Raw genomic sequence first — 23,341 nt, forward strand, 5'->3', positions numbered from 1 at the left:
GCTACTTCCGCGGAGATCACAAAAAAAACGTCGGTATTTTACCGATAGAACGGTTGTTTCCGCCCGAGGGTTGTTAGATCATGGAACGATGAGAACGCGTTTTTTGGCATAGAGGAACAGAAGATGAGTGAGGCTGAAGCCCGCCCAACCAACTTTATCCGTCAGATCATTGATGAAGATCTGGCGTCCGGTAAACACACCAGCGTGCATACCCGTTTCCCGCCGGAGCCAAACGGCTACCTGCACATTGGCCACGCCAAGTCCATCTGTCTGAATTTCGGCATCGCCAGAGACTATCAAGGGCTGTGCAACCTGCGCTTCGATGATACCAACCCGGTCAAAGAAGACATCGAATACGTTGAGTCCATCAAGCGTGACGTACAGTGGCTGGGCTTCGAGTGGAGCGGCGCGGTGCGTTACTCCTCTGACTATTTCGATCAGCTGCATCAGTACGCCCTGGAGCTGATCGGCAAAGGGCTGGCCTATGTGGATGAGCTGAGCGCCGAGCAGATCCGCGAATACCGCGGCACCCTGACCTCGCCCGGGAAAAATAGCCCGTTCCGCGACCGCAGCGTGGAGGAGAACCTGGCGCTGTTCGAAAAAATGCGTCTGGGCGAGTTCGCCGAAGGCAGCGCCTGCCTGCGCGCCAAGATCGATATGGCGTCGCCGTTTATCGTGATGCGCGACCCGGTGCTGTATCGGATTAAGTTTGCCGATCACCACCAGACCGGCAATAAGTGGTGCATCTACCCGATGTACGACTTTACCCACTGCATCTCCGATGCGCTGGAGGGCATCACGCACTCCCTGTGCACCCTGGAGTTCCAGGACAACCGTCGCCTGTACGACTGGGTGCTGGATAATATCTCGATTCCGTGCCATCCGCGTCAGTATGAATTTTCGCGCCTGAACCTGGAATACGCCATCATGTCCAAGCGTAAGCTGAACCTGCTGGTGAGCGAGAAGATTGTCGAGGGCTGGGACGATCCGCGTATGCCGACCATTTCGGGTCTGCGCCGCCGCGGCTATAGCGCCGCCGCCGTGCGCGAGTTCTGCCGTCGTATCGGGGTGACTAAGCAGGGCAACAACGTCGAGATGGCGGCGCTGGAGTCCTGTATCCGCGACGATCTCAATGAAAACGCCCCGCGCGCGATGGCGGTGCTGGATCCGGTGCGCCTGGTGATCGAAAACCTGCCGGCCGACAGCGTACAGCTGCTGACCATGCCGAACCACCCGAGCAATCCGGAGATGGGCAGCCGTGAGATGCCGTTCGCCCGCGAACTGTACATCGATCGCGCCGACTTCCGCGAAGAGGCCAACAAACAGTACAAGCGTCTGGTGCTGGGCAAAGAGGTGCGTCTGCGCAACGCCTACGTGATCCGCGCCGAGCGCGTAGAGAAAGACGCCGACGGCGAGATCACCACCATTTACTGCAGCTACGATGCGGACACCCTGAGCAAGGATCCGGCGGATGGCCGCAAGGTGAAAGGGGTGATCCACTGGGTGTCCGCCAGCCATGCGCTGCCGGCGGAGTTCCGCCTATACGATCGCCTGTTCAGCGTGGCGAACCCGGGGGCGGCGGAGGATTTCCTCTCCACCATTAACCCTGAGTCTCTGGTTATTCGTCGCGGTTTCGTCGAGCCGACGCTGGCCGCAGCGGTGCCGGGGGTGACCTACCAGTTTGAGCGTGAGGGCTACTTCTGCGCCGACAGTCGCTACTCCTCCGTCGAACATCTGGTGTTTAACCGCACCGTTGGCCTGCGCGATACCTGGGCCAAAGCGGCGCTCTGAACGACACGGCGCACGGCGTAGTACGCCGGTAGAGTGCCAATATCAACGCCACGGGCCGCCGGTCCGTGGCGTTTTTTTGTCTGCGCTGGCGGGATGCTTCCCGGGTCGGCGCGCCCTCTTTCGCGGCGGCGTATGCCCACTCTGGCGCGGTGTGGGTCAGGAGATAGGAGATGATGACTTCGCGTTGCAAATTAATAAGGTGTTGTAATGTAATAATTATTCATTAATGAAGTAAGTCCCCCCGCGCTCCCCGCCGTAAGCTTCCCCAATATCACTAATGGTATTACAAATATATCTCTGTTTTTTAATGGTATTTTTCATTAATAATGCCAATTATACCGCAATGTAACTAAATATAAGAATATGTGCACTCGGTCAAAAATTGATACATCTTTTTTACTTTTCATTTGATAATTCGCGTCGCGAAAAATAGTCTAGTAGTGCAGTAAGTGAACGGGATTTTACCCGGACACCCAATAACTTTTACCCCTGTGGGGATATTGGCGACCTGGTCGGGCGCTGCTCCGCCAGCCGCATTTTTCAGTCAAAGAGGAATTTTTCTATGGTTACGCATCGTGCTAAGCGCAGCGTGCTGGCGCTCGCTGTTGCCGCAGCAACGCTGGGCAGCGGCTTCATGGCGCCCTCACAGGCGCAGGCTGAAGGGTTCATCGACGATTCAACCATGACCGGTGGGATCTACTACTGGCAGCGCGAGCGCGATCGCAAGGATGTGGAGACCGGTCAGTATAAGACCAACCTGTCTCACTCCACCTGGAACGCTAGCCTCGACTTCTCCTCCGGCTACGCCGCCGACTTTATCGGTCTGGACGTCGGCGCCTTCACCGCCATTGAGATGGCCGAATCGGCGGAGAGCAGCCACCCGAACGAAATCGCCTTCTCCTCCATCAACAAGGGCTACGACGAAAACTACAGCGGCGATAAGAGCGGCATCAGCCTGTACAAGGCGGCGGCCAAGCTGAAGATGGGGCCGATGTGGGCGCGTGTCGGCTGGATCCAGCCGACCGGCCAGACCCTGATCGCCCCGCACTGGAGCTTCATGCCGGGCACCTATCAGGGGGTTGAGACCGGCGCCAACTTTGACTTTGATAGCGCCGGTGCGCTGAGCTTCTCCTATATGTGGACCGACCGCTATAAGGCACCGTGGCATCTGGAAATGGACAAGTTCTACCAGGGCGGCCTGGGCGATAACCGCGGGGAGGAGGTCTCCTACCTGCACTCCCTGGGCGGGAAATATGACTTCAAGAACGGCCTGGTGCTGGAAGCGGCCTTTGGTCAGGCCCAGGGCTTTATGAATCAGTACTTCGCCAAGGGGACCTACAAGTTTGACGTCGCCGGCAGCCCGCTGACCACCAGCTACCAGTTCTACGGCGCGCACGATCGCGTCTCCGACGCCAACAGCAGCGCCAATATCTATGACGGCACTGCCTGGCTGCAGGCGCTGACCTTCGGCTACAAGGCCGGTCAGTTCGATCTGCGTCTGGAAGGCACCTGGGTGAAGGCGGAAGGCAAGCAGGGCTACTTCCTGCAGCGTATGACGCCGGCCTACGCCTCCTCCAACGGTCGCCTGGATATCTGGTGGGATAACCGCTCCGATTTCAACGCCAACGGGGAAAAGGCCGTCTTTGCCGGCGTGATGTATGACCTGAGCAAGTGGAATATGCCGGGCTGGGGCGTCGGTGCCTCCTATGTCTATGCCTGGGATGCCAAGCCGAACAGCACCTGGGCTGACCAGAGCGAGCGGGTTAAAGAGAGCGCCTACAGTCTGGATGCGATGTACGTGATTCAGGACGGTCGCGCCAAGGGCACCCTGTTTAAGCTGCACTACACCCAGTATGACAACCACTCCGACAACCCGAGCTGGGGCGGCGGTTACAACAACATGTTCCAGGATGAGCGCGACGTGAAGTTTATCGTTATCGCCCCGTTCACCGTGTTCTGAGTTATTGCCCCCTCCGCACGCGCGGAGGGGCGCTAAGCGAATCAAGGGAGAGAGAATATGAAAGCGATTCTGGGTGTGGCCATGGCCGCCATCGTACTGACCGGCTGCGCGCAGCCGAGCGCGCCGTCCCAGGACGGCCAGCTGCTGAAGCAGGCCTACGGCAAGTGTATTCAGGATGCCGACGGCAAACATGACAAGGTCGCCTCCTGCCAGACCATTCTGGAGGTGATGAAGCAGAGCAAGGCACACGCCGCGTTCGCGCAGAAAGAGAGCGTGAGCGTGCTGAATTACCAGCAGTGTATTGAGGCGGCGATGAGCGGCGCCGGTGACAACTATACGGCCCGCTGCGGCAAACTGTGGCAGGAAATCCGCGCCAGTAACGCGAACTGAGAAAAGGGAAGCGAGATGATGAAAGGATATAAACTGAGCGTAGTCGCCACGGCACTGGGTATGCTGGGCGTTTCCGGCGTAGCGCAGGCCGATCAGCAGCTGGTGGACAGCATCAGCAGCCAGGTGAAGGTGAACTACGCCGTCACCGACAACCGCGGCGCGGAGAACGGCGTCAACTGTGCGGCGCTGGGCGCCGACTGGGCCTCCTGCAACCAGGCGGTGATCAGCCTGACCAACGATGGCAGCGCCATCGAGGGGAAAGACTGGGCCATCTACTTCCATAACATCCGTCAGATCCTGAAGAGCGGCAACGATCAGTTCAAGATCACCTTCGTAACCGGCGATCTGCACAAGATTGAGCCGACGGATAAATTCAAGGGCTTTGCCGCGGGTGAGCGCATCGAGATCCCCATCGTCGGCGAATACTGGCAGCTGTTCGAAAGCGACGTGATGCCGCGCTGGTACGTGACCTCGCCGGACGCCAAGCCGAAGGTGATCGCCAATACCGATACCGAAGATCTGCGTCAGTTCGTGACGCCGTTTGCCGGCGACCTGTGGAAGCGCATCAAGGATGATAAAAACGTTCTGATGACGCCGGAGAACCGCTTTGCCAAGAACGCCGATGTGAAGACCCTGCCGGCGGCTAGCCTGCGCGGCCAGATTATGCCGACGCCGCTGACGCTGAAAGTGCATCAGCAGGACGCCGATCTGGCGCGCGGCGTTAGCCTGGATCTGACGGTGCTGAACACCGCCAGCGCCGATGTTATCAAGCAGCGTCTGGGCCAGCTGGGCGTGAAGCAGGCCCAGAAGGGCTACCCGATCAAGACACAGATCGCCACCAAAGCCTTTAAAGGCGATATGGCGGTACCGGGCGCATACCAGCTGAAGATCGGCACCAAGGGCGCGGAGGTGACCGGTTACGATCAGGCCGGGGTGTTCTACGGTCTGCAGTCTATCCTGTCGCTGCTGCCGGCCAACGGCAGCGCCAAGATCGCCACGCTGGACGCCGAAGATGCGCCGCGTTTCCAGTACCGCGGCATTGAGCTGGACGTGGGGCGTAACTTCCACTCCCTGGCCTCCATCGAGCGCCTGCTGGATCAGATGGCAGCGTACAAGCTGAACAAGTTCCACTTCCATCTGACCGACGATGAGGGCTGGCGCATTGAGATCCCGGGCCTGCCGGAGCTGACCGAGGTCGGCGGCAAGCGCTGCCATGATCTGAGCGAACAGCAGTGTCTGTTGCCGCAGCTGGGCTCTGGCCCGGACAGCAACAACAACGGCAGCGGTTACTTTACTCGCGCCGACTATATCAAGCTGCTGAAGTATGCCCAGGCGCGCCACATTGAGGTGATCCCGGAGATCGACATGCCGGCCCACGCCCGTGCGGCGGTGGTGGCGATGGAGGCGCGTTATAACAAGCTGAAGGCCGCCGGTGACGAGAAGGGCGCCAACGAGTACCGCCTGCTGGATCCGACCGATGACTCCAACACCACCTCGGTGCAGTTCTACGATCGTCACAGCTACCTCAACCCGTGCCTGGACTCATCCAAGCGCTTTGTCGACAAAGTGATCGGCGAGATGGCCCAGATGCACCGCGAAGCCGGCCAGCCGCTCACCACCTGGCACTTCGGCGGCGATGAGGCGAAGAACATCCGCTTAGGGCCGGGCTACACCGACGTGAACAAGCCGGAGCCGGGCAAGGGGATGATCGACCTGAGCAAAGAGGACAAGCCGTGGGCGAAGTCTCAGATGTGCCAGGCGATGATCAAAGAGGGCAAGGTGGCCGATATGGAGCACCTGCCGAGCTACTTCGCGGTCGAAGTCAGCAAGATGGTCAAGGATCACGGCATCGGCAAGATGCAGGCCTGGCAGGATGGCCTGAAGGATGCCAAGGATGCCAAGGCATTCGCGACGCCGCGCGTCGGGGTGAACTTCTGGGATACCCTGTACTGGGGCGGCTTTGACTCGGCCAACGACTGGGCCAACAAGGGCTATGAGGTGGTGATCTCCAACCCGGATTACGTCTATATGGACTTCCCGTATGAGGTCAATCCGCAGGAGAACGGCTACTACTGGGGCACTCGCTTCAGCGATGAGCGCAAGATCTTTGCCTTCGCGCCGGACAACCTGCCGCAGAACGCCGAAACGTCGGTCGATCGCGACGGTAACTACTTCAGCGCCAAGAGCGACAAGCCGTGGCCGGGCGCCTATGGCCTCTCTGCTCAGCTGTGGAGCGAAGTGGTGCGCACCGATGAGATGATGGAGTACAAGATCTATCCGCGCATCATGGCCGTCGCCGAGCGTGCCTGGCATCAGGCGGGCTGGGAACAGCCGTATCAGGCCGGGCGTGAATACAAGGGCGGCGAAACCCATCTGGTCGATCAGCAGGCTCTGCTGAAGGATTGGCAGCGTTTCGCCAACCTGATGGGGCAGCGTGAGCTGGCCAAGATGGATAAGTCTGGCGTGGCCTATCGCGTACCGCAGCCAGGCGCCCGCGTAGTGAACGGCAAGCTGGAGACCAACGTCGCGATGCCGGGCCTGATCGTGGAGTACTCCGTCGACGGCGGTAAGCAGTGGCAGCGCTATGATGCCAAGGCGAAGCCGAGCGTGAGCGGCGAGGTTCAGGTGCGTACCGCGTCGCCGGACGGCAAGCGCTTTAGCCGCGTGGAGTCCGTCAAATCCTGACGGGATTTTACCCTCATTTTCCCCCGCCTCGCGCGGGGGCCTTAGGATGAGCGCCCGCGGCGCGGCCTCATCCTCTCCTTATTCCGGTTTCGATCTGAGTAGTAGTGAGCAGTAATTGCCCTCGGTCTGTGAGGGCTTTTTTTTTACCCGCGACGGGCAAAAAAAACGGCCCCGGTGGGCCGCTTCGCTGACGGTGGGTTTAGGCCTTTTCGTCGTGCAGGGTATCATCGCTGCGGCAGTCGCTCTCGGCGCAGTGGCCGTAGAGATACAGGCTGTGGTTGGTCAGCTGGATGCCGTGTTTTTTGGCGATTTCGCGCTGACGCTTCTCGATGGACTCATCGCTGAACTCGATGACCTTGCCGCAGTCCAGGCAGATCAGGTGATCGTGGTGGTGCTGCTGGGTCAGTTCAAAGACCGATTTCCCGCCCTCAAAGTTATGGCGGGTAACGATGCCGGCATCGTCAAACTGGTTGAGCACGCGGTATACGGTTGCCAAACCGATCTCCTCGCCCATGTCGATCAGCTTCTTGTACAAGTCTTCAGCACTGACATGATGGCACGTAGGATCTTGCAGTACTTCCAGAATCTTGAGACGGGGAAGCGTGACTTTAAGGCCAGCTTTCTTTAACGCGGTGTTGTTGTCAGTCATTCGGATTCTGTCCTGTCACAGCGCCCGGCAGCGCCCAGAGGCCGTTACCGAACGGAAAATAATAGTGAGATTCATTATAAGGCCGATATCCCTAAATGGGAACCGTGGCGCGGCGTGTCCGGCGTGGGGTGCCCGCGGCGTGGGCCAGATATAACTCGCGAGTAATGAGGAAGATAGAAACAAATGACGCAGCGAACTGCGCACTATCGTTTTTATTGATGGCTGAAATACCTGCCGGCTATTAAACGGGGCTCCGCGCCGGCAGGCGACAGGCATTAGCCCAGGATATCGGCCAGATGCATCTCTGCGCTGAGCTGCTTGACCCAGGCGTCCACGCGCTCGGCGGTTAGCTCCGGTTGGCGATCCTCATCGATGGCCAGGCCGACGAAGGTGTTGCTGTCGACCAGCGCCTTGGAGGCTTCAAAGTGGTATCCGGCGGTCGGCCAGTGGCCGACGATGGTGGCGCCGCGCGCCTCAACTAGCTCGCGGATGGTGCCCATTGCATCGCAGAAGTACTCGGCATAGTCCTCCTGATCGCCGCAGCCGAACAGCGCAATCAGCTTACCGGAGAAGTCGATCTCCTCCAGCGAGGGGAAGAAGTCATCCCAGTCGCACTGCGCTTCGCCGTAGTACCAGGTGGGGATACCCAGCAGAAGGATATCAAACGCCTCAAGGTCTTCCTTGCTGCTCTTGGCAATGTCATGAACTTCAGCAACGTCTTTACCCAGTTGCTTCTGGATCATCTTAGCAATGTTTTCCGTGTTGCCGGTGTCGCTGCCAAAGAAAATACCTACGATTGCCATATCGCGAATTTACCTTTTATCTCAGAAATTAAATCAGGCTGTGCCCTGACCGTCGCGGGCGACGGACGGGATTAGGCGCTGAGCCTAACCGGGCGCGGTCACACACCCAGCCTACCTACCAGTCGAATACTATAACATTTTTGGCGTCGCGGCTTTATCGTCATTGTGCGCTGCGCCGGGCGGGTCAGGTGTCCAGCGGTAGCTGACGGAGCAGCATCTGCTCGATCAGCTCGCTGCGGCTGATGTTGCGCTCCTGCGCCAGACGGTTGAGGAGATCGACCGCCTCTTCATTCATCTTCAGCTCGACGCGGCGCAGCCCTTTCACCCGATCGCGCCGCAGCTGGTTACGCTTGTTAATCCGCAGCTGCTCTTCCCGGGAAAGCGGGTTGGTTTTGGGACGACCTGGACGACGTTCTTCCGCGAACAGATCGAGCGTCGTGCGGTCCGTTTGTTCTTTGGCCATATTCAGGTAGCGGTACTGCAAGGAGAAGGGAGCACGGGAACCCCGGACTCCGATTAACGTATATACGGGATTTCCCCCGACGGCACCGTACGGGGACGCGCCGCCCATTTTAGCGCGCCATCATACCCCAGGGAGTGGAGCAGCGACAATCCCTTATCGGCGTCGGCGCGCGTTCCCGCACCGATGAGGGCACGATCCGATCCGCCGGACGCTTCACGCCCCTGCGCCGGAGGGGGGATCGAGAAAGCGGCGCACCGCGCGCAGGACGTTGTCTGGCTGTTCGGCGTGCAGCCAGTGGCCGCTGCCGCTGACCACGTGGGCGCGGGCGCAGGGAAACTGGCGGGCGATCGCCTCGCGATAGTCATCGAGAATATAGGGCGAGTCCGCGCCCTTGATGAACAGCGTCGCCCCCGGGTGGGGCGCCTGCGGCTGCCAGCCGAGGATCTGCGGGTAGTGCTGCTGCAGGGCCGCAAGATTAAAGCGCCAGCGTCCCTGGTAAAAGGACTTGAGCAGAAACTGCACCACCCCCTCCTGCTGCAGAAAGCGGCGCAGGATCTGCGCCGCCTGCGGGCGGGTCTGTACCGCCGCCGTCTGCACCGCGTTCAGGGCGGCAAAGACCGCGTCGTGACGGCGGGTGGGGTAGGCCACCGGCGCCATATCTAGCACCACCAGACGGCGCAGGCGCTGCGGGGCGAGCGCCGCCAGACGCATCGCCGCTTTTCCGCCCATGGAGTGGCCAATGATGTCCAGCGGCGCCAGGCCGTAGGCGTCGATCAGCGCGATGAGATCCTCGGCGAGCAGGTCATAGTTCATCTCGGGGGTATGGGGGGACTGCCCGTGGTTACGCAGATCGACCAGCAGTACGTCGCGCTGGGGATTGAGCGCGCGGGCGAGCTGGCCCAGGTTGTCCAGCGAACCGAACAGGCCGTGGATCAGCAGCAGCGGCGGTTGGCTCGGCGGCTGCGGCGCCCGCAGCAGCAGATGATTCAGGGTCAGGATCATGGCGAGATAAATTGTTCGGTTAATGTTGCGTATAGGTTACCACGCCGGCGGCGAATTGTCCGCCGCTCGGCGGGGTTGACCCCAGCGGGCCGGGCATCTACGCCGATTTCCGAGCCGTATGGCTGTCCGCGCCGCTTTTGTGCCGCGCAGGCACCAAAATGGACGTTAATCACCCCGCCGTGGCGCTAAACGCTATCCGCTCAAGGCGTTTAACCTTATAATCCAATCTGACCACGTAGCAAAAGTACTGGATAACGATGAAAACGATTGAAGTCGACGAGGAGCTCTACCGCTATATTGCCAGCCACACCCAGCGGATTGGCGAGAGTGCTTCCGACATTCTGCGCCGGCTGCTGAAAGTCGGTATGGAGAGCAAGCCGGCCGCCGTCGCTGGCGCGGCGCTTCCTGCGCTGGTGACCCCCCTGCCGCGGCGGTATCCCGGCCGCAGGATCGCGTGCGCACCATGCGCGAGCTGCTGCTGTCGGACGAGTATGCTGAACAGAACAGGGCGGTCAGTCGCTTTATGCTGATCCTGACCACGCTGTACGCCATTGACGCCGATGGGTTTGCGGCGGCAACGGATGCCCTGCACGGGCGCACCCGCGTCTACTTTGCCGGCGATCGCAATACGCTGCTGCAGAGTGGCAATCACACCAAGCCCAAGCAGGTACCCGGCACCCCTTATTGGGTGATCACCAATACCAACTCAGGCCGCAAGCGCGCGATGATCGAACACATCATGCTGGCGATGCAGTTCCCCGTGGAGCTGATCGAGAAGGTTTGCGGCACCATTTGATAAATAACAAGCGTTAGGGAGAAGCGCAGATGGCAAATCACCCGCGCGCCGGGCAGCCTGCCCGGCAGAGCGATTTGATCAATGTGGCTCAGCTGGTTGCACAGTATTACAGCCTGCGTCCGCAGGCGGATAATCCGTCCCACGCCGTGAAGTTCGGCACCTCCGGTCACCGCGGCAGCGCGCAGCGCCAAAGCTTCAACGAGGCGCACATTCTGGCGATCGCCCAGGCGATCGCCGAGGTGCGCAAGGCCAACGGCGTCGAGGGACCTTGCTTTGTCGGTAAAGATACCCATGCGCTCTCTGAGCCGGCCTTCGTCAGCGTGCTGGAGGTGCTGAGCGCCAACGGCGTTGCGGTGGTGGTGCAGGAGAACAATGGTTTTACCCCGACGCCGGCGGTGTCTCATGCCATTCTGACCCATAACCGTCGCGGCGGCGCGCTGGCCGACGGTATCGTGATTACGCCCTCCCATAACCCGCCCGAAGACGGCGGCATCAAATACAACCCGACCAACGGCGGCCCGGCGGACACCAATCTGACCCGCGTTATCGAGCAGCGTGCCAACCAGCTGCTGGCGCAGGATCTGGCCGGCGTGAAGCGTCTGACGCTGGACGCGGCCTGGCGCAGCGGCCATATCCACGCGCGCGACCTGGTGCAGCCCTACGTCGAAGATCTGCGTGATATCGTCGATATGCCGGCGATTCAGCGCGCCGGTCTGAAGCTGGGCGTCGATCCGCTCGGCGGCTCCGGTATCGAATACTGGCAGCGCATCGGCGAGCATTACGGCCTGGATCTGACGCTGGTCAACGACCATATCGATCAGACCTTCCGCTTTATGCATCTGGACCACGACGGCGTGATCCGCATGGACTGCTCCTCGGAGAGCGCCATGGCGGGGCTGCTGGCGCTGCGCGATCGCTTCGATCTGGCCTTTGCCAATGACCCGGACTACGACCGTCACGGCATCGTAACGCCGGCCGGGCTGATGAACCCGAACCACTATCTGGCCGTGGCCATCGACTACCTGTTCCGCCACCGTCCGCAGTGGGGGGCCGAGGTGGCCGTGGGTAAGACGCTGGTCTCCAGCGCGATGATCGATCGGGTGGTTAAGGCGCTGGATCGCCGCCTGGTGGAGGTGCCGGTCGGCTTCAAGTGGTTTGTCGACGGTCTGTTTGACGGCAGCCTCGGCTTTGGCGGCGAAGAGAGCGCCGGGGCATCGTTCCTGCGCTTCAACGGCACGCCGTGGTCTACCGATAAGGATGGCATCATCCTGTGCCTGCTGGCGGCAGAGATCACCGCCCAGACCGGTAAGAATCCGCAGCAGCATTACGATGCGCTGGCGGCGCGCTTTGGCTCGCCGAGCTATAACCGTCTGCAGGCACCGGCGACCCATGCCCAGAAGGCGGCGCTCTCCCGTCTCTCTCCGGAGATGGTGCAGGCGGACCGGCTGGCGGGCGATCCGATCACCGCCCGTCTGACCCGCGCCCCGGGCAACGATGCGCCGATCGGCGGGCTGAAGATCATGACCGACAACGGCTGGTTTGCCGCGCGTCCGTCCGGCACCGAGGAAGCCTACAAGATCTACTGTGAAAGCTTCCTGGGTGCGGAGCATCGCCAGCGTATCGAGAAAGAGGCGGTCGATATTGTGAGCGCCGTACTGGCTAACGCTTAAGCGCGTCATTACACCTACCGCAACGCCGCGCACTGCGCGGCGTTTTTTTATGGGCGTAGTCCGGGGAGAGGCGATCGCGCCCGCTAAGGCATAAAGCGGTAGCCGACGCCGGTCTCGGTCAGCAGGTGGCGCGGGCGGGCCGGTTCGGCCTCCAGTTTCTGGCGCAGGTGTCCCATGTAGATGCGCAGGTAGTGGCTGTGCTCGACGTAGTTGGGGCCCCAGACGCTGCTGAGCAGCTGGCGCTGGGTCAGCACCTTCCCGCTGTTGGCGATAAGCTCGGCCAGCAGGCGAAACTCGATCGGCGTGAGGTGCAGCCGCTCGCCGCAGCGGGTGACGCTGCGCGCCAGCAGATCCACCTGGACGTCGGCGAAGCAGACCAGCGGGCTCTCCTGCTGCTGGCGGGTGTGACGCCGCAGCGCCACCCGTACCCGCGCCAGCAGCTCCGCAACGCCGAAGGGCTTGCTCAGAAAGTCCTCGGCGCCGGCGTCGAGGGCCTCAACCTTATCGGCCTCATCGCAGCGCGCCGAGAGCACGATCACCGGAATGGCGCTCCAGCGGCGCAGATCGCGGATAAACTCCACGCCGTCGCCGTCCGGCAGCCCCAGATCGAGAATGATCAGATCCGGCTGGCGGGTTGCGGCCTCGATCAGGCCTCGCTGCAGGCCATCGGCGTCTGCGACGCGCCAGCCTTCGTTTTCCAGGGCGGCGCGCACAAAGCGGCGGATGGCCTGTTCGTCTTCGACGATCAGAATAGTGATGGGGGCAGCTGTCACGGGTTGTCTGTCATCTCCTCATCGGTTTCCGGGTCGATCTCCGGCACGGTTTCCAACGGCAGGGTAAAGTGAAAATGGGCGCCGCCCTGCGGCGGGCTCTCGACCCAGATTCTACCACCGTGTATATCAATAATGGCACGGCAAATCGCTAACCCCAAACCGACGCCGGGAATGGCGGACTCTTTATCACCGCGGGTAAACTTGTTGAAGATATGCGGCAGCTGGTCTGCGGGAATCCCCGGCCCGCTGTCGCTTAACTCCACCTCGAGCCCGTCGGCGCCGACCCGAGCGCCGATGGCGATGCTGGCCGCGCTGCCGGCGTATTTCCCCGCGTTCTCCAGCAGATTCTGCAGGACGCGCTCGATGAGCGCCCCGTCGCAGTTCACCAGCGGCAGATCCGCCGGCAGGCTGAGGGCGAGGGGATGGCCGGCCAGCATCGGCTCCAGCGTATGGATGGCGCTGCCGACGATCTCCTCCAGCGACTGCCACGCCTTGCGCAGACGGAAGCCGCCGGACTGGATGCGGGCCATGTCGAGCAGGTTGTTGACCAGACGCGAGGTGTTGAGGATCTGCTGGCGGATCTCCTCCGCCTGCGGGGCGTGGGCCGATCGCTCGCTGGCCAGATCCAGCGTCAGTATCTCCGCCTGCCCGAACAGCACCGTCAGCGGGGTGCGCAGATCGTGAGAGAGGGCGGCCAGCAGCGAGTTGCGCAGCTGCTCCCGCTCGGCTTCCAGGCGGGCGGCCGCCGCGCTGTGGGCCAGGTGCAGGCGCTCCAGCGCGTTGGCGATCATGACGGTATAGGTTTGCAGCAGGCGCTGCTGCTCCGGCACCATCAGCTGACGCAGGTTGCTCGGTTCAATGGCCAGTACGCCAAAGGTGTTCTGGGCGCTGGAGAGGGGCAGCAGCTGATAGGGAACGCCGGGCAGGGTATCGGTTCCGGCGCCAGCGGGCTGGCGACGATCCAGACACCACTGGGCGATGGCCAGATCGACGTTGGCTACCCCGGCCTCATCGCCGTGGCGGGGGTGCAGCAGGCCGTCGCCGTCCGGCAGCAGCAGCGTGGTACGGGCGCCAAAGCTGTGATTAAGGGAGGCGCAGGCGCTGTGTACCACCGCGTCGTGATTTAACGCGTTGCCCAGCGCCTTGGACATTTCATACATGTGGCGGGCGCGCTGTTCGCGGTAGCGCGCTACCCGCGCCTGATAGCGCATGCCGGCGGTGAGGTTCCCGATCAGAATACCGACGATCAGCATCACGCCAAAGGTGACCAGGTACTGGACGTCGCTGACGGCGAAGGACCACTGCGGCTGCACGAAGAACAGATCGAAGCTGGCGACGCTGATGCAGGCGGCGAACACCGACGGCCAGCGGCCAAAGAACAGCGCCACCACCACCACCCCGAGTAGGTAGACCATCACCAGGTTGACCTGATCGAAGGCGGGCAGCATCAGCCTGCCGCACAGCGAGATCAGCGCGCACAGCGCCGCGGCCACCAGGAACCCTTGGATCTGCACCCGCCACTTTTCGCCGAACGGGCGCGGATCGCTTTCCCGCGGGCCGCTGGGGCGATCTTCGACGGCGACGATCAGCAGGTCGAGGTCGGGGCCCAGGCGGGCCAGGCGATCGACAAAGCTGGCACCGGGCCAGCGCAGACGCCGGGCCTCGCGCTGGCGGCGACCCAGCAGAATTTTGCCCAGATTGTGTTCGCGGGCATAGCGCAGGATGGCGCGCTCCGGGGTGGGATCGGAGAGGGTGGCGGTCTCCGCCCCCAGCTCCTGCGCCAGGCGCATGCTGCGCAGGATGGTGCGCCGCTCGTTTTCCGGCAGGCGGTGCAGGTGCGGCGTCTCCACGTAGACGGCGTGCCAGACGCAGCCCAGCCGCCCGGCCAGACGGGCAGCGGTGCGCACCAGCTTATCATTGTCGGCGTACTGGCCTATGCACAGCAGCAGGGCATCGCGGGTGTGCCAGACCCGGCTGCCGCCGGGGCCGCTGCGAAAGGCGCGCATCTGATCATCGACCCGATCGGCGGTGCGGCGCAGGGCCAGCTCACGCAGGGCGATCAGGTTTCCCTTGCGGAAAAAGTGCTCGATGGCGCGCTCGGCCTGACCCGGAATATAGACCTTGCCCTCCTTGAGACGCTGACGCAGGTCGTCCGGCGGCAGATCGACCAGCACGACCTCGCTGGCGGCGTCAAACAGCCGGTCCGGCACCGTTTCGCGCACCTGTACGCCGGTCACGCTGCCGACGATATCGTTCAGACTCTCCAGATGCTGTACGTTGACGGTGGTCAGCACGTCGATACCGGCCGCCAGCAGCTCCTCGACGTCCTGCCAGCGCTTGGGGTGGCGAGAGCCGGGCGCATTGGTATGCGCCAGCTCATCCATCAGGATCAGCGCGGGGGCGCGCGCCAGCGCCCGGTCGAGGTCGAATTCGCGGATCTGGCGCCCCCGGTGGTGGATCCGCTTTTGCGCCAGCAGCTCCAGACCGTCGAGCAGGGCGGCGGTTTCGCTACGGCCATGGGTTTCTACGACGCCGACCGCCACGTCCAGCCCCTGGGCGCGCAGGCGCTGCGCCTCCTGCAGCATGGCGTAGGTTTTACCGACGCCGGCGCAGGCGCCGAAGAAGACCTTGAGCCTGCCGCGCGCGGGGTCGTTGACCTGGGCCAGAAGGGCGTCGGGGTCGGGGCGCTGTTCATCATCAACCATGAAACATCCTTATCGAGCGAAAACGGTTAGCGTAAGCGGGGTGTTGCCTCCGATGATAGCCGATCCAGCGCCAGATTCAGCCGCAATACGTTGACCGTCGGCTGTCCGAGAAAGGCCGGCCAGCGCGGCTCGGTGTCATCGGCTATCAGGGCATCGACGCGGCTCAGCGCGAGTCCGCGCGCCGCGGCGATGCGCGCCGCCTGATAATGGGCGGCCTGCGGCGAGATATCCGGGTCGAGGCCGCTGGCGGAGCTGGTGAGCAGATCGACCGGTATCGGCTCGCCGACGGGCTCCTGCGCATCGCGCTGGCGCAGGCGTTCGGCGCGCGCGGCCAGCGTCCGGGTCAGCAGCGGGTTACTGACCGCCAGATTGCTGCCGCCCGACGCCATGGCGTTGTAGGGGTGCCCGGCGGTGGCCGACGGGCGCGGCCAAAAGTAGTCGTCGCGCTGGAACGGCTGGCCGATCAGCGCAGAGCCCACCGGGCGGCCATCGCGCAGCAGCAGGGATCCGTTGGCCTGCAGGGGGAACATCAGCTGCGCCAGCGCCGTGGTTAACAGGGGATAGAGAATACCGGTGATCAGGGTAAGCACCAGCATCATGACCAGGGTGGGACGTAGTAAGGGCTGTGTCATGGTGGGCTCCTTTAAGCCAGGCCGCATAAGGTTAATAACAGATCGATCAGCTTGATGCCGATAAAGGGCACCACCAGTCCGCCGGCGCCGTAGATCCACAGGTTGCGCCGCAGCAGCGCGCCGGCGCTCAGCGGGCGGTAGCTGACGCCGCGCAGGGCCAGCGGGATCAGGAAGACGATGATCAGCGCGTTGAAGATCACCGCCGACATGATGGCCGACGCCGGTGAGCTCAGGTGCATCACGTTGAGCTGGTTGAGTTGTGGGTAGGTGGCGGCAAAGGCGGCCGGGATGATGGCGAAGTACTTGGCCACATCGTTGGCGATGCTGAAGGTGGTCAGCGAACCGCGCGTCATCAGCATCTGCTTGCCGATGTGTACCACCTCGATAAGCTTGGTCGGGTTGGAGTCCAGATCGACCATGTTGCCGGCCTCTTTGGCCGCCTGGGTGCCGGAGTTCATCGCCACCGCCACGTCGGCCTGGGCCAGCGCCGGGGCGTCGTTGGTGCCGTCTCCGGTCATGGCGACCAGACGTCCTTCGGCCTGATACTGGCGGATCAGCGCCAGCTTGGCCTCCGGCGTCGCCTCGGCCAGGAAATCATCGACTCCCGCCTCGGCGGCGATGGCGGCGGCGGTCAGGCGGTTATCGCCGGTGATCATCACCGTTTTGATCCCCATGCGCCGCAGCTCGGCGAAGCGCTCTTTGATCCCCCCTTGACGATATCCTTCAGCGCGACGACGCCGAGGATGCGGGCATCCTCCGCCACCACCAGCGGGGTGGCGCCGCTGCGCGCGACGCGCTCGACGGCCTCTTCCACCGAGCGGGGGAAGTGGCCGCTGGCGGACTCGACGTAGCGGCGGATCGCGTCGACGGAGCCTTTGCGGATCATGCGGCCCTGGATGTTGACCCCGCTCATGCGAGTCTGGGCGGAGAAGGGGACAAAGGTGGCGTTCAGGCTGCTCAGGTCGCGTTCGCGCAGGTTAAAGCGCTGCTTGGCCAGCACCACGATGCTGCGTCCCTCTGGGGTTTCGTCCGCCAGGGAGGCCAGCTGCGCGGCGCTGGCCAGCGCCTGCTCGCTGACGCCGCTGACCGGCAGGAACTCGGAGGCCTGGCGGTTGCCCAGGGTGATGGTGCCGGTCTTATCCAGCAGCAGGACGTCGACATCCCCGGCGGCCTCGACCGCCCGTCCGCTGGTAGCGATGACGTTGGCGCCCAGCATCCGGCTCATGCCGGCGACACCGATAGCCGAGAGCAGACCGCCGATGGTGGTAGGGATCAGGCAGACCAGCAGCGCCACCAGTACGGTTACGGTTACCGGGCTGCCCATCTGGCTGACCTGAGCCCCGAAGAGTGAGAAGGGATACAGGGTGGCGCAGGCCAGTAAAAAGATGATCGTCAGGGCGATCAGTAGGATGGTCAGGGCGATCTCGTTGGGCGTTTTGCGTCGCTTGGCACCCTCCACCATCGCGATCATGCGATCGAGGAAGGTTTCGCCGGGGTTGACGCTGCACTGTACTACCAGCCAGTCGGAGAGCACGCGGGTGCCGCCGGTGACCGAGGAGAAGTCGCCGCCGGACTCGCGGATTACCGGCGCCGACTCCCCGGTGATGGCGCTTTCATCCACCGATGCGCCGCCCTCCAGCACCTCGCCGTCGCAGGGCAGGGTATCGCCCGCCTCGACCAGAACCAGGTCGCCTTTGCGCAGGCTTTCGGCGGCCACCTTCTGCCACGGGGTGCCGTACTGCGCCTGCGCCAGCTTTTTGGCCCAGCCGCTCTTCTTCACCCCTTTCAGGCTCTCGGCCTGCGCCTTGCTGCGCCCTTCGGCCAGTGCCTCGGCCAGGTTGGCAAACAGCACGGTAAACCACAGCCACAGGGCCAGGCTGCCGGTGAAGACGGCGCTGCCGTCGGTCTGGCCGCACAGGATCATCAGCCAGATAAAGCTGGTCAGCAGGCTGCCCAGATAGACCACAAACATCACCGGATTGTGCCACTGGACGCGGGGATCCAGCTTACGCAGCGCATCGCGCAGCGCCGTTTTCAGCAGGGCCGGTTCGAATAGTGCACGCTGTTTATGACTCATGATAACTCTCTCTTCCCTTATGGCCGTACGCCGCTCAGCGTCATCTGTAGCTGTTCCGCCAGCGGGCCGAGCGCCAGCGCTGGAATAAAGGTCAGGGCGCCCACCAGCAGAATGGTGCCTACCAGCAGGCCGACGAACAGCGCGCCGTGGGTGTGCAGGGTGCCGTTGCCCGCCGGCTGGCGCTTTTTCAGCGCCAGCGCGCCGGCGATCGCCATGACCGGCACGATCACCCCGAAACGCCCCAGCAGCATGGCCAGCGCCAGCAGCAGGTTGTAAAACGGCGTATTGACGCTCAGGCCGCCGAAGGCGCTGCCGTTGTTGTTGGCGGCGGAGGAGAAGGCGTACAGCACCTCGCTGAAGCCGTGGGCACCCGGATTGAGGATCGCGCTGCGTCCGGCGTCGCACAGTAGCGCGATGGCGCTGCCGGTGAGCACCAGGGCCGGCGGGATCAGAATGGCCAGGGCGGTCATCTTCATTTCATAGACGCCGATCTTTTTCCCCAGGTACTCCGGGGTACGGCCGATCATCAGTCCGGCGATGAAGACGGTCAGCAGCACGAACAGCAGCATGCCGTACAGGCCGCTGCCCACGCCGCCGAAGACCACCTCACCTATCTGCATCAGCCACATCGGCACCATGCCGCCCAGGGCGGTGAAGGAGTCGTGCATGGCGTTGACCGCGCCGCAGGAGGCGGCGGTCGTGACCACGGCATACAGCGCGGAAGAGAGGATGCCGAAGCGGCTCTCCTTACCCTCCATGTTGGCACTGCTGTCGGCGCCCAGCGCTATCAGATGTGGATTCCCCTGCAGCTCGGCGTACATCACACAGCCTGCGGCGACGATGAAGATCAGCGACATGGTCCACAGCAGGGCGTGGCCCTGACGGCTGTCGCCGACGCTGCGGCCGAAGGCGAAGCACAGGGCGGTCGGCAGCAGAAAGATCGCCACCATCTGCAGCAGGTTGCTCAGCGCGGTCGGGTTTTCAAACGGGTGAGCGGAGTTGGCGCCGAAGAAGCCGCCGCCGTTGGTGCCGAGCAGCTTGATGGCCTCTTGGGAGGCGACCGGCCCCATCGGCAGCAGCTGAGTGCCCCCCTCCAGCGGCGTCACGCTGACATAGCCGCTAACATTCTGGATCACGCCCTGACTGACAAAGAGCAGGCTCAGCAGCAGCGACAGCGGCAGCAGGACATACAGGGTGATACGCCACAGATCGACCCAGGCGTTGCCCAGCGACGGATCGGCGTGGCGGGCGAAGGCGCGGATCAGGGCAAACAAAACGGCGATGCCGCTGGCCGCCGACAGAAAGTTTTGTACGCTGAGCCCGGCCATCTGGCTGAGGTAGCTCAGGCTGCTCTCGCCGCTGTAGGCCTGCCAGTTAGTATTGGTGACAAAGCTGACGGCGGTATTGAGAGCCAGATCCCAGCGCAGGCCGGGGAATCCCTGGGGATTGAGGGGCAGCAGACCCTGCGCCATCAGCAGCGCGAACAGCAGCGCAATGCCCAACAGGTTAAAGGCGAGGATCGCCAGCAGATAGTGACGCCAGTCCATCTCATGGGGCGTCACGCCGCACAGGCGCCACAGGGTGTTTTCCGTGCGCGCCATAGCGCGGTACGGTTCGCCGTCGATCAGACGGCTCAGCAGGCTGCCCAGCGGCGGTGCCAGGATCAGCAACGGCAGCATCAGCAGACCGATGAGCATTAGTGCATTGGTAAACATCAGAAGTCCTCCGCATGCCACAGGGCGTACACCAGATAAACCAACAGGAGTAGCACCAGTACGGCACAGGCGATCAGTCCCAGCGTCATTTTTTATCTCCTTGAGCGCGATGACGGTATCAGGATAGGAGCTCCCGGATATAAATGAGGCAAAAAGCGCTGCCGTCGCCGTAAAAAAAGTATAAAAATGGCGGTGCCGCGCGGGGAGGGGGCGGCTATGGTCAGGGGATGCCGGGCTGTCGGCTCGCGGCGGTAAAGGAGGGGATAGCGCGGATCCCCCGTGCAGGTCATGGGTATGCGTCGCGCCTGGCGATGCGCCAGATCGGCCGGCGTTATCGTGTGTCTCCTTTATTGCGTAGCGGCGTACGCGGGGGCGTAAGTGGTCGGATGAGTGCTTGATCTTTGTGCGTTCCAGGGCTATGTTGGTGCTGTTTCGGCCACGTCTCCGGCCGATTTTTGACGCTCCCGGCACCGGCGGGCGTATTTGCAAGGAGGTCACATGTACCAGCGCTATTCCTGGCCGCGTATCTGGCTGCGCCGCAGCGGCGTGATTCTGGTGGGTACCCTGGCCTTGCCCGTGATGCTGCTGCGTCACGATCGAGCACGCTTCTATAGCTATCTGCACCGGGTCTGGTCGAAAACCAGCGACAAGCCGGTGTGGCTGGCTGAATCGGAGAAGGTCCGCCCCGACTTCTTCTGAGTCCGCGCGCGTCCCGATATCTGGCAAACCCCGTTCGGCGATCTACACTTGGCGTACAGACTCCACGCGGTCATGGAGATAGAACAAGGGGGGCCACGCCATGTCTTCTGCGATTCCTGTCGGGATCAGCGCCTGCCTGCTCGGTCAGGCGGTGCGCTTTGACGGCGGTCACCGGCGCTTCGCCTTCGCCGCCGATACCCTGGCGCCGTTTTTTCACTTTCTGCCGCTGTGTCCCGAGATGGGGATCGGCCTGCCGTCGCCGCGCCCTGCGCTGCGCCTGACTCGCCGCGATGCGTCGTCGCCGGTGGCGCTGGTCAACAGCCGGGATCCGGCGCTGGACTATACGGCGGCGATGGCGGATTTCGCCGCGCGTCAGCTGCCGCAGCTGCAGTCGCTGTGCGGTTTTATCCTGTGCGCCCGCTCGCCCAGCTGCGGCATGGAGCGGGTGAAGGTGTATACGCCGCACGAGGCACGTAAAAGCGGGATGGGGCTGTTCGCCGCCGCCCTGATGGCGGCGATGCCCTGGCTGCCGGTCGAGGAGGATGGGCGCCTGAGCGACGGCGCGCTGCGGGAGAACTTTATTGCCCGGGTATACGCGCTGCACGAGTTTAACCAGCTGTGGCCGTCGGGGCTGAGCCGCGGGGCGCTAGTGGCGTTCCACAGCCGCTATAAGCTGCTGTTGCTGGCCCACTCTCAGCCCGCCTATCGCGCGCTGGGGCGGATGGTGGCGGAGATAGGCCAGTGGCCTTCGACGGCGGCGTTTGCCACAGAATACCGTCACCGGCTGATGGCGCTGATGCGACAGCCCGCCTCACGCCGTAACCATACCAATGTGCTGCAGCACGTACAGGGCTACTTCAGCCCACGCCTCAATCCTGCCCAGCGTGCTGAGCTGAGCCAGCTGATCCTACAGTATCGTCAGGGGATACAGCCCCTGCTGGCGCCGCTGACGCTGATCAACCACTACCTACGGGAATACCCGGACGACTATCTGGCGTCGCAGCGCTATTTCTCCCCCTACCCGGACGCCCTGCGTCTGCGCTACGGTCATTAGGCGGCGCGATGAGGACGCACGTGGTGTGGCTGCGCAGCGATCTGCGCATGACGGATAACCGGGCGCTGCACGCGGCCTGCGCCGATGCCCGGGCCCGGGTGGTGGCGCTGTATGTGGCGACGCCGCGCCAGTGGCTGGCGCAGGAGATGGCGCCGCGTCAGGCGCAGTTTATCTGGCAGAATCTGTCGGCGCTGCAGGCGGCGCTGGGGCAGCGCGGGATCCCGCTGTACTGTCTGAGCGTGGACGACTATGCAGCCCAGGCGCGGACGGTGCGCGCGGTGTGCCTGCGCGAGTGCGCCGATGCGCTGTTTGTCAACCGTCAGTATGAGCTGAATGAACGGCGCCGCGACGATGCGTTGGCCGCCGCGCTGACCATCCCGTGCCATTTTTTTGACGACGCGCTGCTGCTGGCGCCGGGGACGGTGCTGACCGGCGCGGGACAGATGTTTAAGGTCTTTACGCCGTTTAAACGCGCCTTTCTGCGCGGGCTGACATCGGTCGATCTGCGCGTGCTGCCGGCGCCGTCGCCGCGCCAGCCGACCCCCGCGGCTCCGACGCAGGTCGCGCGCTTCGATTATCCGGATGCCGCGGTGGATAGCGCGCTGTTTCCCGCCGGTGAGGCGGCGGCCCAGGCGCGCCTGACGCTGTTTTGCCACGGGGCGCTGGCGGCGTACGCGGCCCGGCGCGATTTTCCGGCGCAGGCGGGAACCAGCCGGCTCTCTCCCTACCTGACGCTGGGTGTGCTATCGCCGCGCCAGTGTCTGGCGGCGCTGCAGTCGCAGGCGCTGGCCTCGCCAACCCCATCCGCCGGCGCCGAGGCCTGGTTAAATGAGCTGATCTGGCGTGAGTTTTACCGCCACCTGCTGGTGGCCTGGCCGGATCTCTGTCGCCATCGCCCCTTTATTCCCTGGACGGCGCAGATCCGCTGGCGGGACGATCCGGCGGGACTGCAGCGCTGGCAGCAGGGGATGACCGGCTTTCCGCTGGTGGATGCCGCCATGCGTCAGCTGAATCGCTGCGGCTGGATGCATAACCGACTGCGCATGCTGACGGCCAGCTTTCTAGTCAAAGATCTGCTGATCGACTGGCGCCTTGGCGAGCGTTATTTTCTGCGTCAGCTGCTCGACGGCGATCTGGCCGCGAACAACGGCGGCTGGCAGTGGGCCGCCTCGACGGGCTGCGATGCCGCGCCCTATTTCCGCATCTTTAACCCACGTGTACAGGGGCAGCGCTATGATCCACAGGGGCAGTTTATCCGCCGGTGGCTCCCTGAACTGCGCGATGTCCCGGACAGTGACATTCATCACCCTCAGCGCTGGGCGCTGCGGCGGCAGCGCGTGCTAGACTATCCCGATCCGCAGGTCGATCACGCCCGCGCGCGGCAGGACACGCTGTTGGCCTTTGCCCGCGCCCGCGCCGGGGACGACGGCGCGGCATGAGGCGCAGGCGCCGCAGCGTGGCAGAGACAGGGAGAGTG

At 63.2% G+C, this 23,341-nt stretch carries 17 protein-coding genes and 2 pseudogenes; 9 read left to right on the top strand and 10 right to left on the bottom strand.

Translation table 11 applies throughout. From position 1 onward, the window contains the following. Positions 1–123 precede the first annotated feature (123 nt). The 4 genes from glnS to QY76_RS07450 all read left to right on the top strand — a co-directional run bounded on the left by glnS (position 124) and on the right by QY76_RS07450 (position 6,826). Positions 124–1,791: a glutamine--tRNA ligase gene (glnS, locus tag QY76_RS07435; RefSeq protein WP_045427875.1), complete on the top strand. Its 1,668-nt coding sequence runs from the start codon at positions 124–126 to the stop codon at positions 1,789–1,791. A 562-nt stretch (positions 1,792–2,353) separates the two neighbouring features. Next, entirely contained in the window at positions 2,354–3,751 is a 1,398-nt protein-coding gene (locus QY76_RS07440; RefSeq protein ID WP_034164189.1) for an OprD family outer membrane porin, read from the top strand. Between the two features lie 57 nt (positions 3,752–3,808). After that, positions 3,809–4,141 (top strand): ChiQ/YbfN family lipoprotein, encoded by a 333-nt coding sequence (chiQ, locus tag QY76_RS07445; RefSeq protein WP_034164190.1) that lies wholly within the window; start codon positions 3,809–3,811, stop codon positions 4,139–4,141. Positions 4,142–4,159: 18 nt separating this feature from the next. Beyond that, a complete protein-coding gene (locus QY76_RS07450; RefSeq protein ID WP_034164270.1) occupies positions 4,160–6,826 on the top strand; it encodes a beta-N-acetylhexosaminidase in 2,667 nt (888 codons plus the stop codon). Between the two features lie 199 nt (positions 6,827–7,025). Here the strand turns inward: QY76_RS07450 and fur are convergent, their stop codons facing one another. The 4 genes from fur to QY76_RS07470 form a co-directional block, all read right to left on the bottom strand. Next, positions 7,026–7,475 (bottom strand): ferric iron uptake transcriptional regulator, encoded by a 450-nt coding sequence (fur, locus tag QY76_RS07455; RefSeq protein ID WP_034164191.1) that lies wholly within the window; start codon positions 7,473–7,475, stop codon positions 7,026–7,028. A 275-nt stretch (positions 7,476–7,750) separates the two neighbouring features. Continuing rightward, on the bottom strand, positions 7,751–8,278 hold the full coding sequence (gene fldA, locus QY76_RS07460; protein ID WP_034164192.1) for a flavodoxin FldA: 528 nt from the start codon (positions 8,276–8,278) through the stop codon (positions 7,751–7,753). A 184-nt stretch (positions 8,279–8,462) separates the two neighbouring features. Beyond that, positions 8,463–8,741: a LexA regulated protein gene (gene ybfE, locus QY76_RS07465; RefSeq protein WP_034164271.1), complete on the bottom strand. Its 279-nt coding sequence runs from the start codon at positions 8,739–8,741 to the stop codon at positions 8,463–8,465. Between the two features lie 213 nt (positions 8,742–8,954). After that, complete coding sequence (locus QY76_RS07470; RefSeq protein WP_370634786.1) at positions 8,955–9,737, bottom strand: alpha/beta fold hydrolase; 783 nt, start codon at positions 9,735–9,737, stop codon at positions 8,955–8,957. 263 nt (positions 9,738–10,000) lie between these two features. Here QY76_RS07470 and seqA point away from each other — a divergent pair. Together seqA and pgm are read left to right on the top strand one after the other, a co-directional pair. Further along, positions 10,001–10,539: pseudogene (gene seqA / locus QY76_RS07475) on the top strand (replication initiation negative regulator SeqA). Between the two features lie 29 nt (positions 10,540–10,568). Further along, positions 10,569–12,209 (top strand): phosphoglucomutase (alpha-D-glucose-1,6-bisphosphate-dependent), encoded by a 1,641-nt coding sequence (gene pgm / locus QY76_RS07480; protein ID WP_034164195.1) that lies wholly within the window; start codon positions 10,569–10,571, stop codon positions 12,207–12,209. Between the two features lie 83 nt (positions 12,210–12,292). Here pgm and kdpE read toward each other — a convergent pair whose 3' ends face one another. The 6 genes and pseudogenes from kdpE to QY76_RS07510 all read right to left on the bottom strand — a co-directional run bounded on the left by kdpE (position 12,293) and on the right by QY76_RS07510 (position 20,200). After that, positions 12,293–12,982, bottom strand: a complete 690-nt coding sequence (gene kdpE, locus QY76_RS07485; RefSeq protein ID WP_034164196.1) for a two-component system response regulator KdpE — start codon at positions 12,980–12,982, stop codon at positions 12,293–12,295. Next, positions 12,979–15,687: a two-component system sensor histidine kinase KdpD gene (gene kdpD, locus QY76_RS07490; protein WP_045427872.1), complete on the bottom strand. Its 2,709-nt coding sequence runs from the start codon at positions 15,685–15,687 to the stop codon at positions 12,979–12,981. Before kdpD ends, kdpE begins: the two co-directional genes overlap by 4 nt. A 26-nt stretch (positions 15,688–15,713) precedes the next feature. Beyond that, a complete protein-coding gene (gene kdpC, locus QY76_RS07495) occupies positions 15,714–16,319 on the bottom strand; it encodes a potassium-transporting ATPase subunit KdpC (protein ID WP_034164198.1) in 606 nt (201 codons plus the stop codon). A gap of 11 nt (positions 16,320–16,330) precedes the next feature. Continuing rightward, positions 16,331–18,396, bottom strand: a pseudogene (gene kdpB / locus QY76_RS07500) (potassium-transporting ATPase subunit KdpB). Positions 18,397–18,413: 17 nt separating this feature from the next. After that, the gene (kdpA, locus tag QY76_RS07505; RefSeq protein ID WP_034164200.1) at positions 18,414–20,111 is read right to left on the bottom strand and encodes a potassium-transporting ATPase subunit KdpA; all 1,698 of its coding nucleotides are present in this window, start codon (positions 20,109–20,111) and stop codon (positions 18,414–18,416) included. After that, positions 20,111–20,200, bottom strand: a complete 90-nt coding sequence (locus QY76_RS07510; RefSeq protein ID WP_034164201.1) for an ATPase — start codon at positions 20,198–20,200, stop codon at positions 20,111–20,113. The genes kdpA and QY76_RS07510 overlap by 1 nt, the downstream gene beginning before the upstream one ends. Before the next feature lie 409 nt (positions 20,201–20,609). Between QY76_RS07510 and QY76_RS07515 the strand changes: the two genes are divergently transcribed. From QY76_RS07515 to phrB, 3 genes are all read left to right on the top strand, one after another. Continuing rightward, positions 20,610–20,810, top strand: a complete 201-nt coding sequence (locus tag QY76_RS07515; protein WP_034164202.1) for a YbfA family protein — start codon at positions 20,610–20,612, stop codon at positions 20,808–20,810. Positions 20,811–20,910: 100 nt separating this feature from the next. Next, entirely contained in the window at positions 20,911–21,864 is a 954-nt protein-coding gene (locus tag QY76_RS07520) for a DUF1722 domain-containing protein (protein ID WP_034164203.1), read from the top strand. 8 nt (positions 21,865–21,872) lie between these two features. Then, the gene (gene phrB / locus QY76_RS07525; RefSeq protein ID WP_034164204.1) at positions 21,873–23,303 is read left to right on the top strand and encodes a deoxyribodipyrimidine photo-lyase; all 1,431 of its coding nucleotides are present in this window, start codon (positions 21,873–21,875) and stop codon (positions 23,301–23,303) included. The last annotated feature ends 38 nt before the right edge of the window (positions 23,304–23,341 follow it).

Source organism: Edwardsiella sp. EA181011, assembly GCF_000800725.1.
Taxonomy (GTDB): domain Bacteria; phylum Pseudomonadota; class Gammaproteobacteria; order Enterobacterales; family Enterobacteriaceae; genus Edwardsiella; species Edwardsiella anguillarum.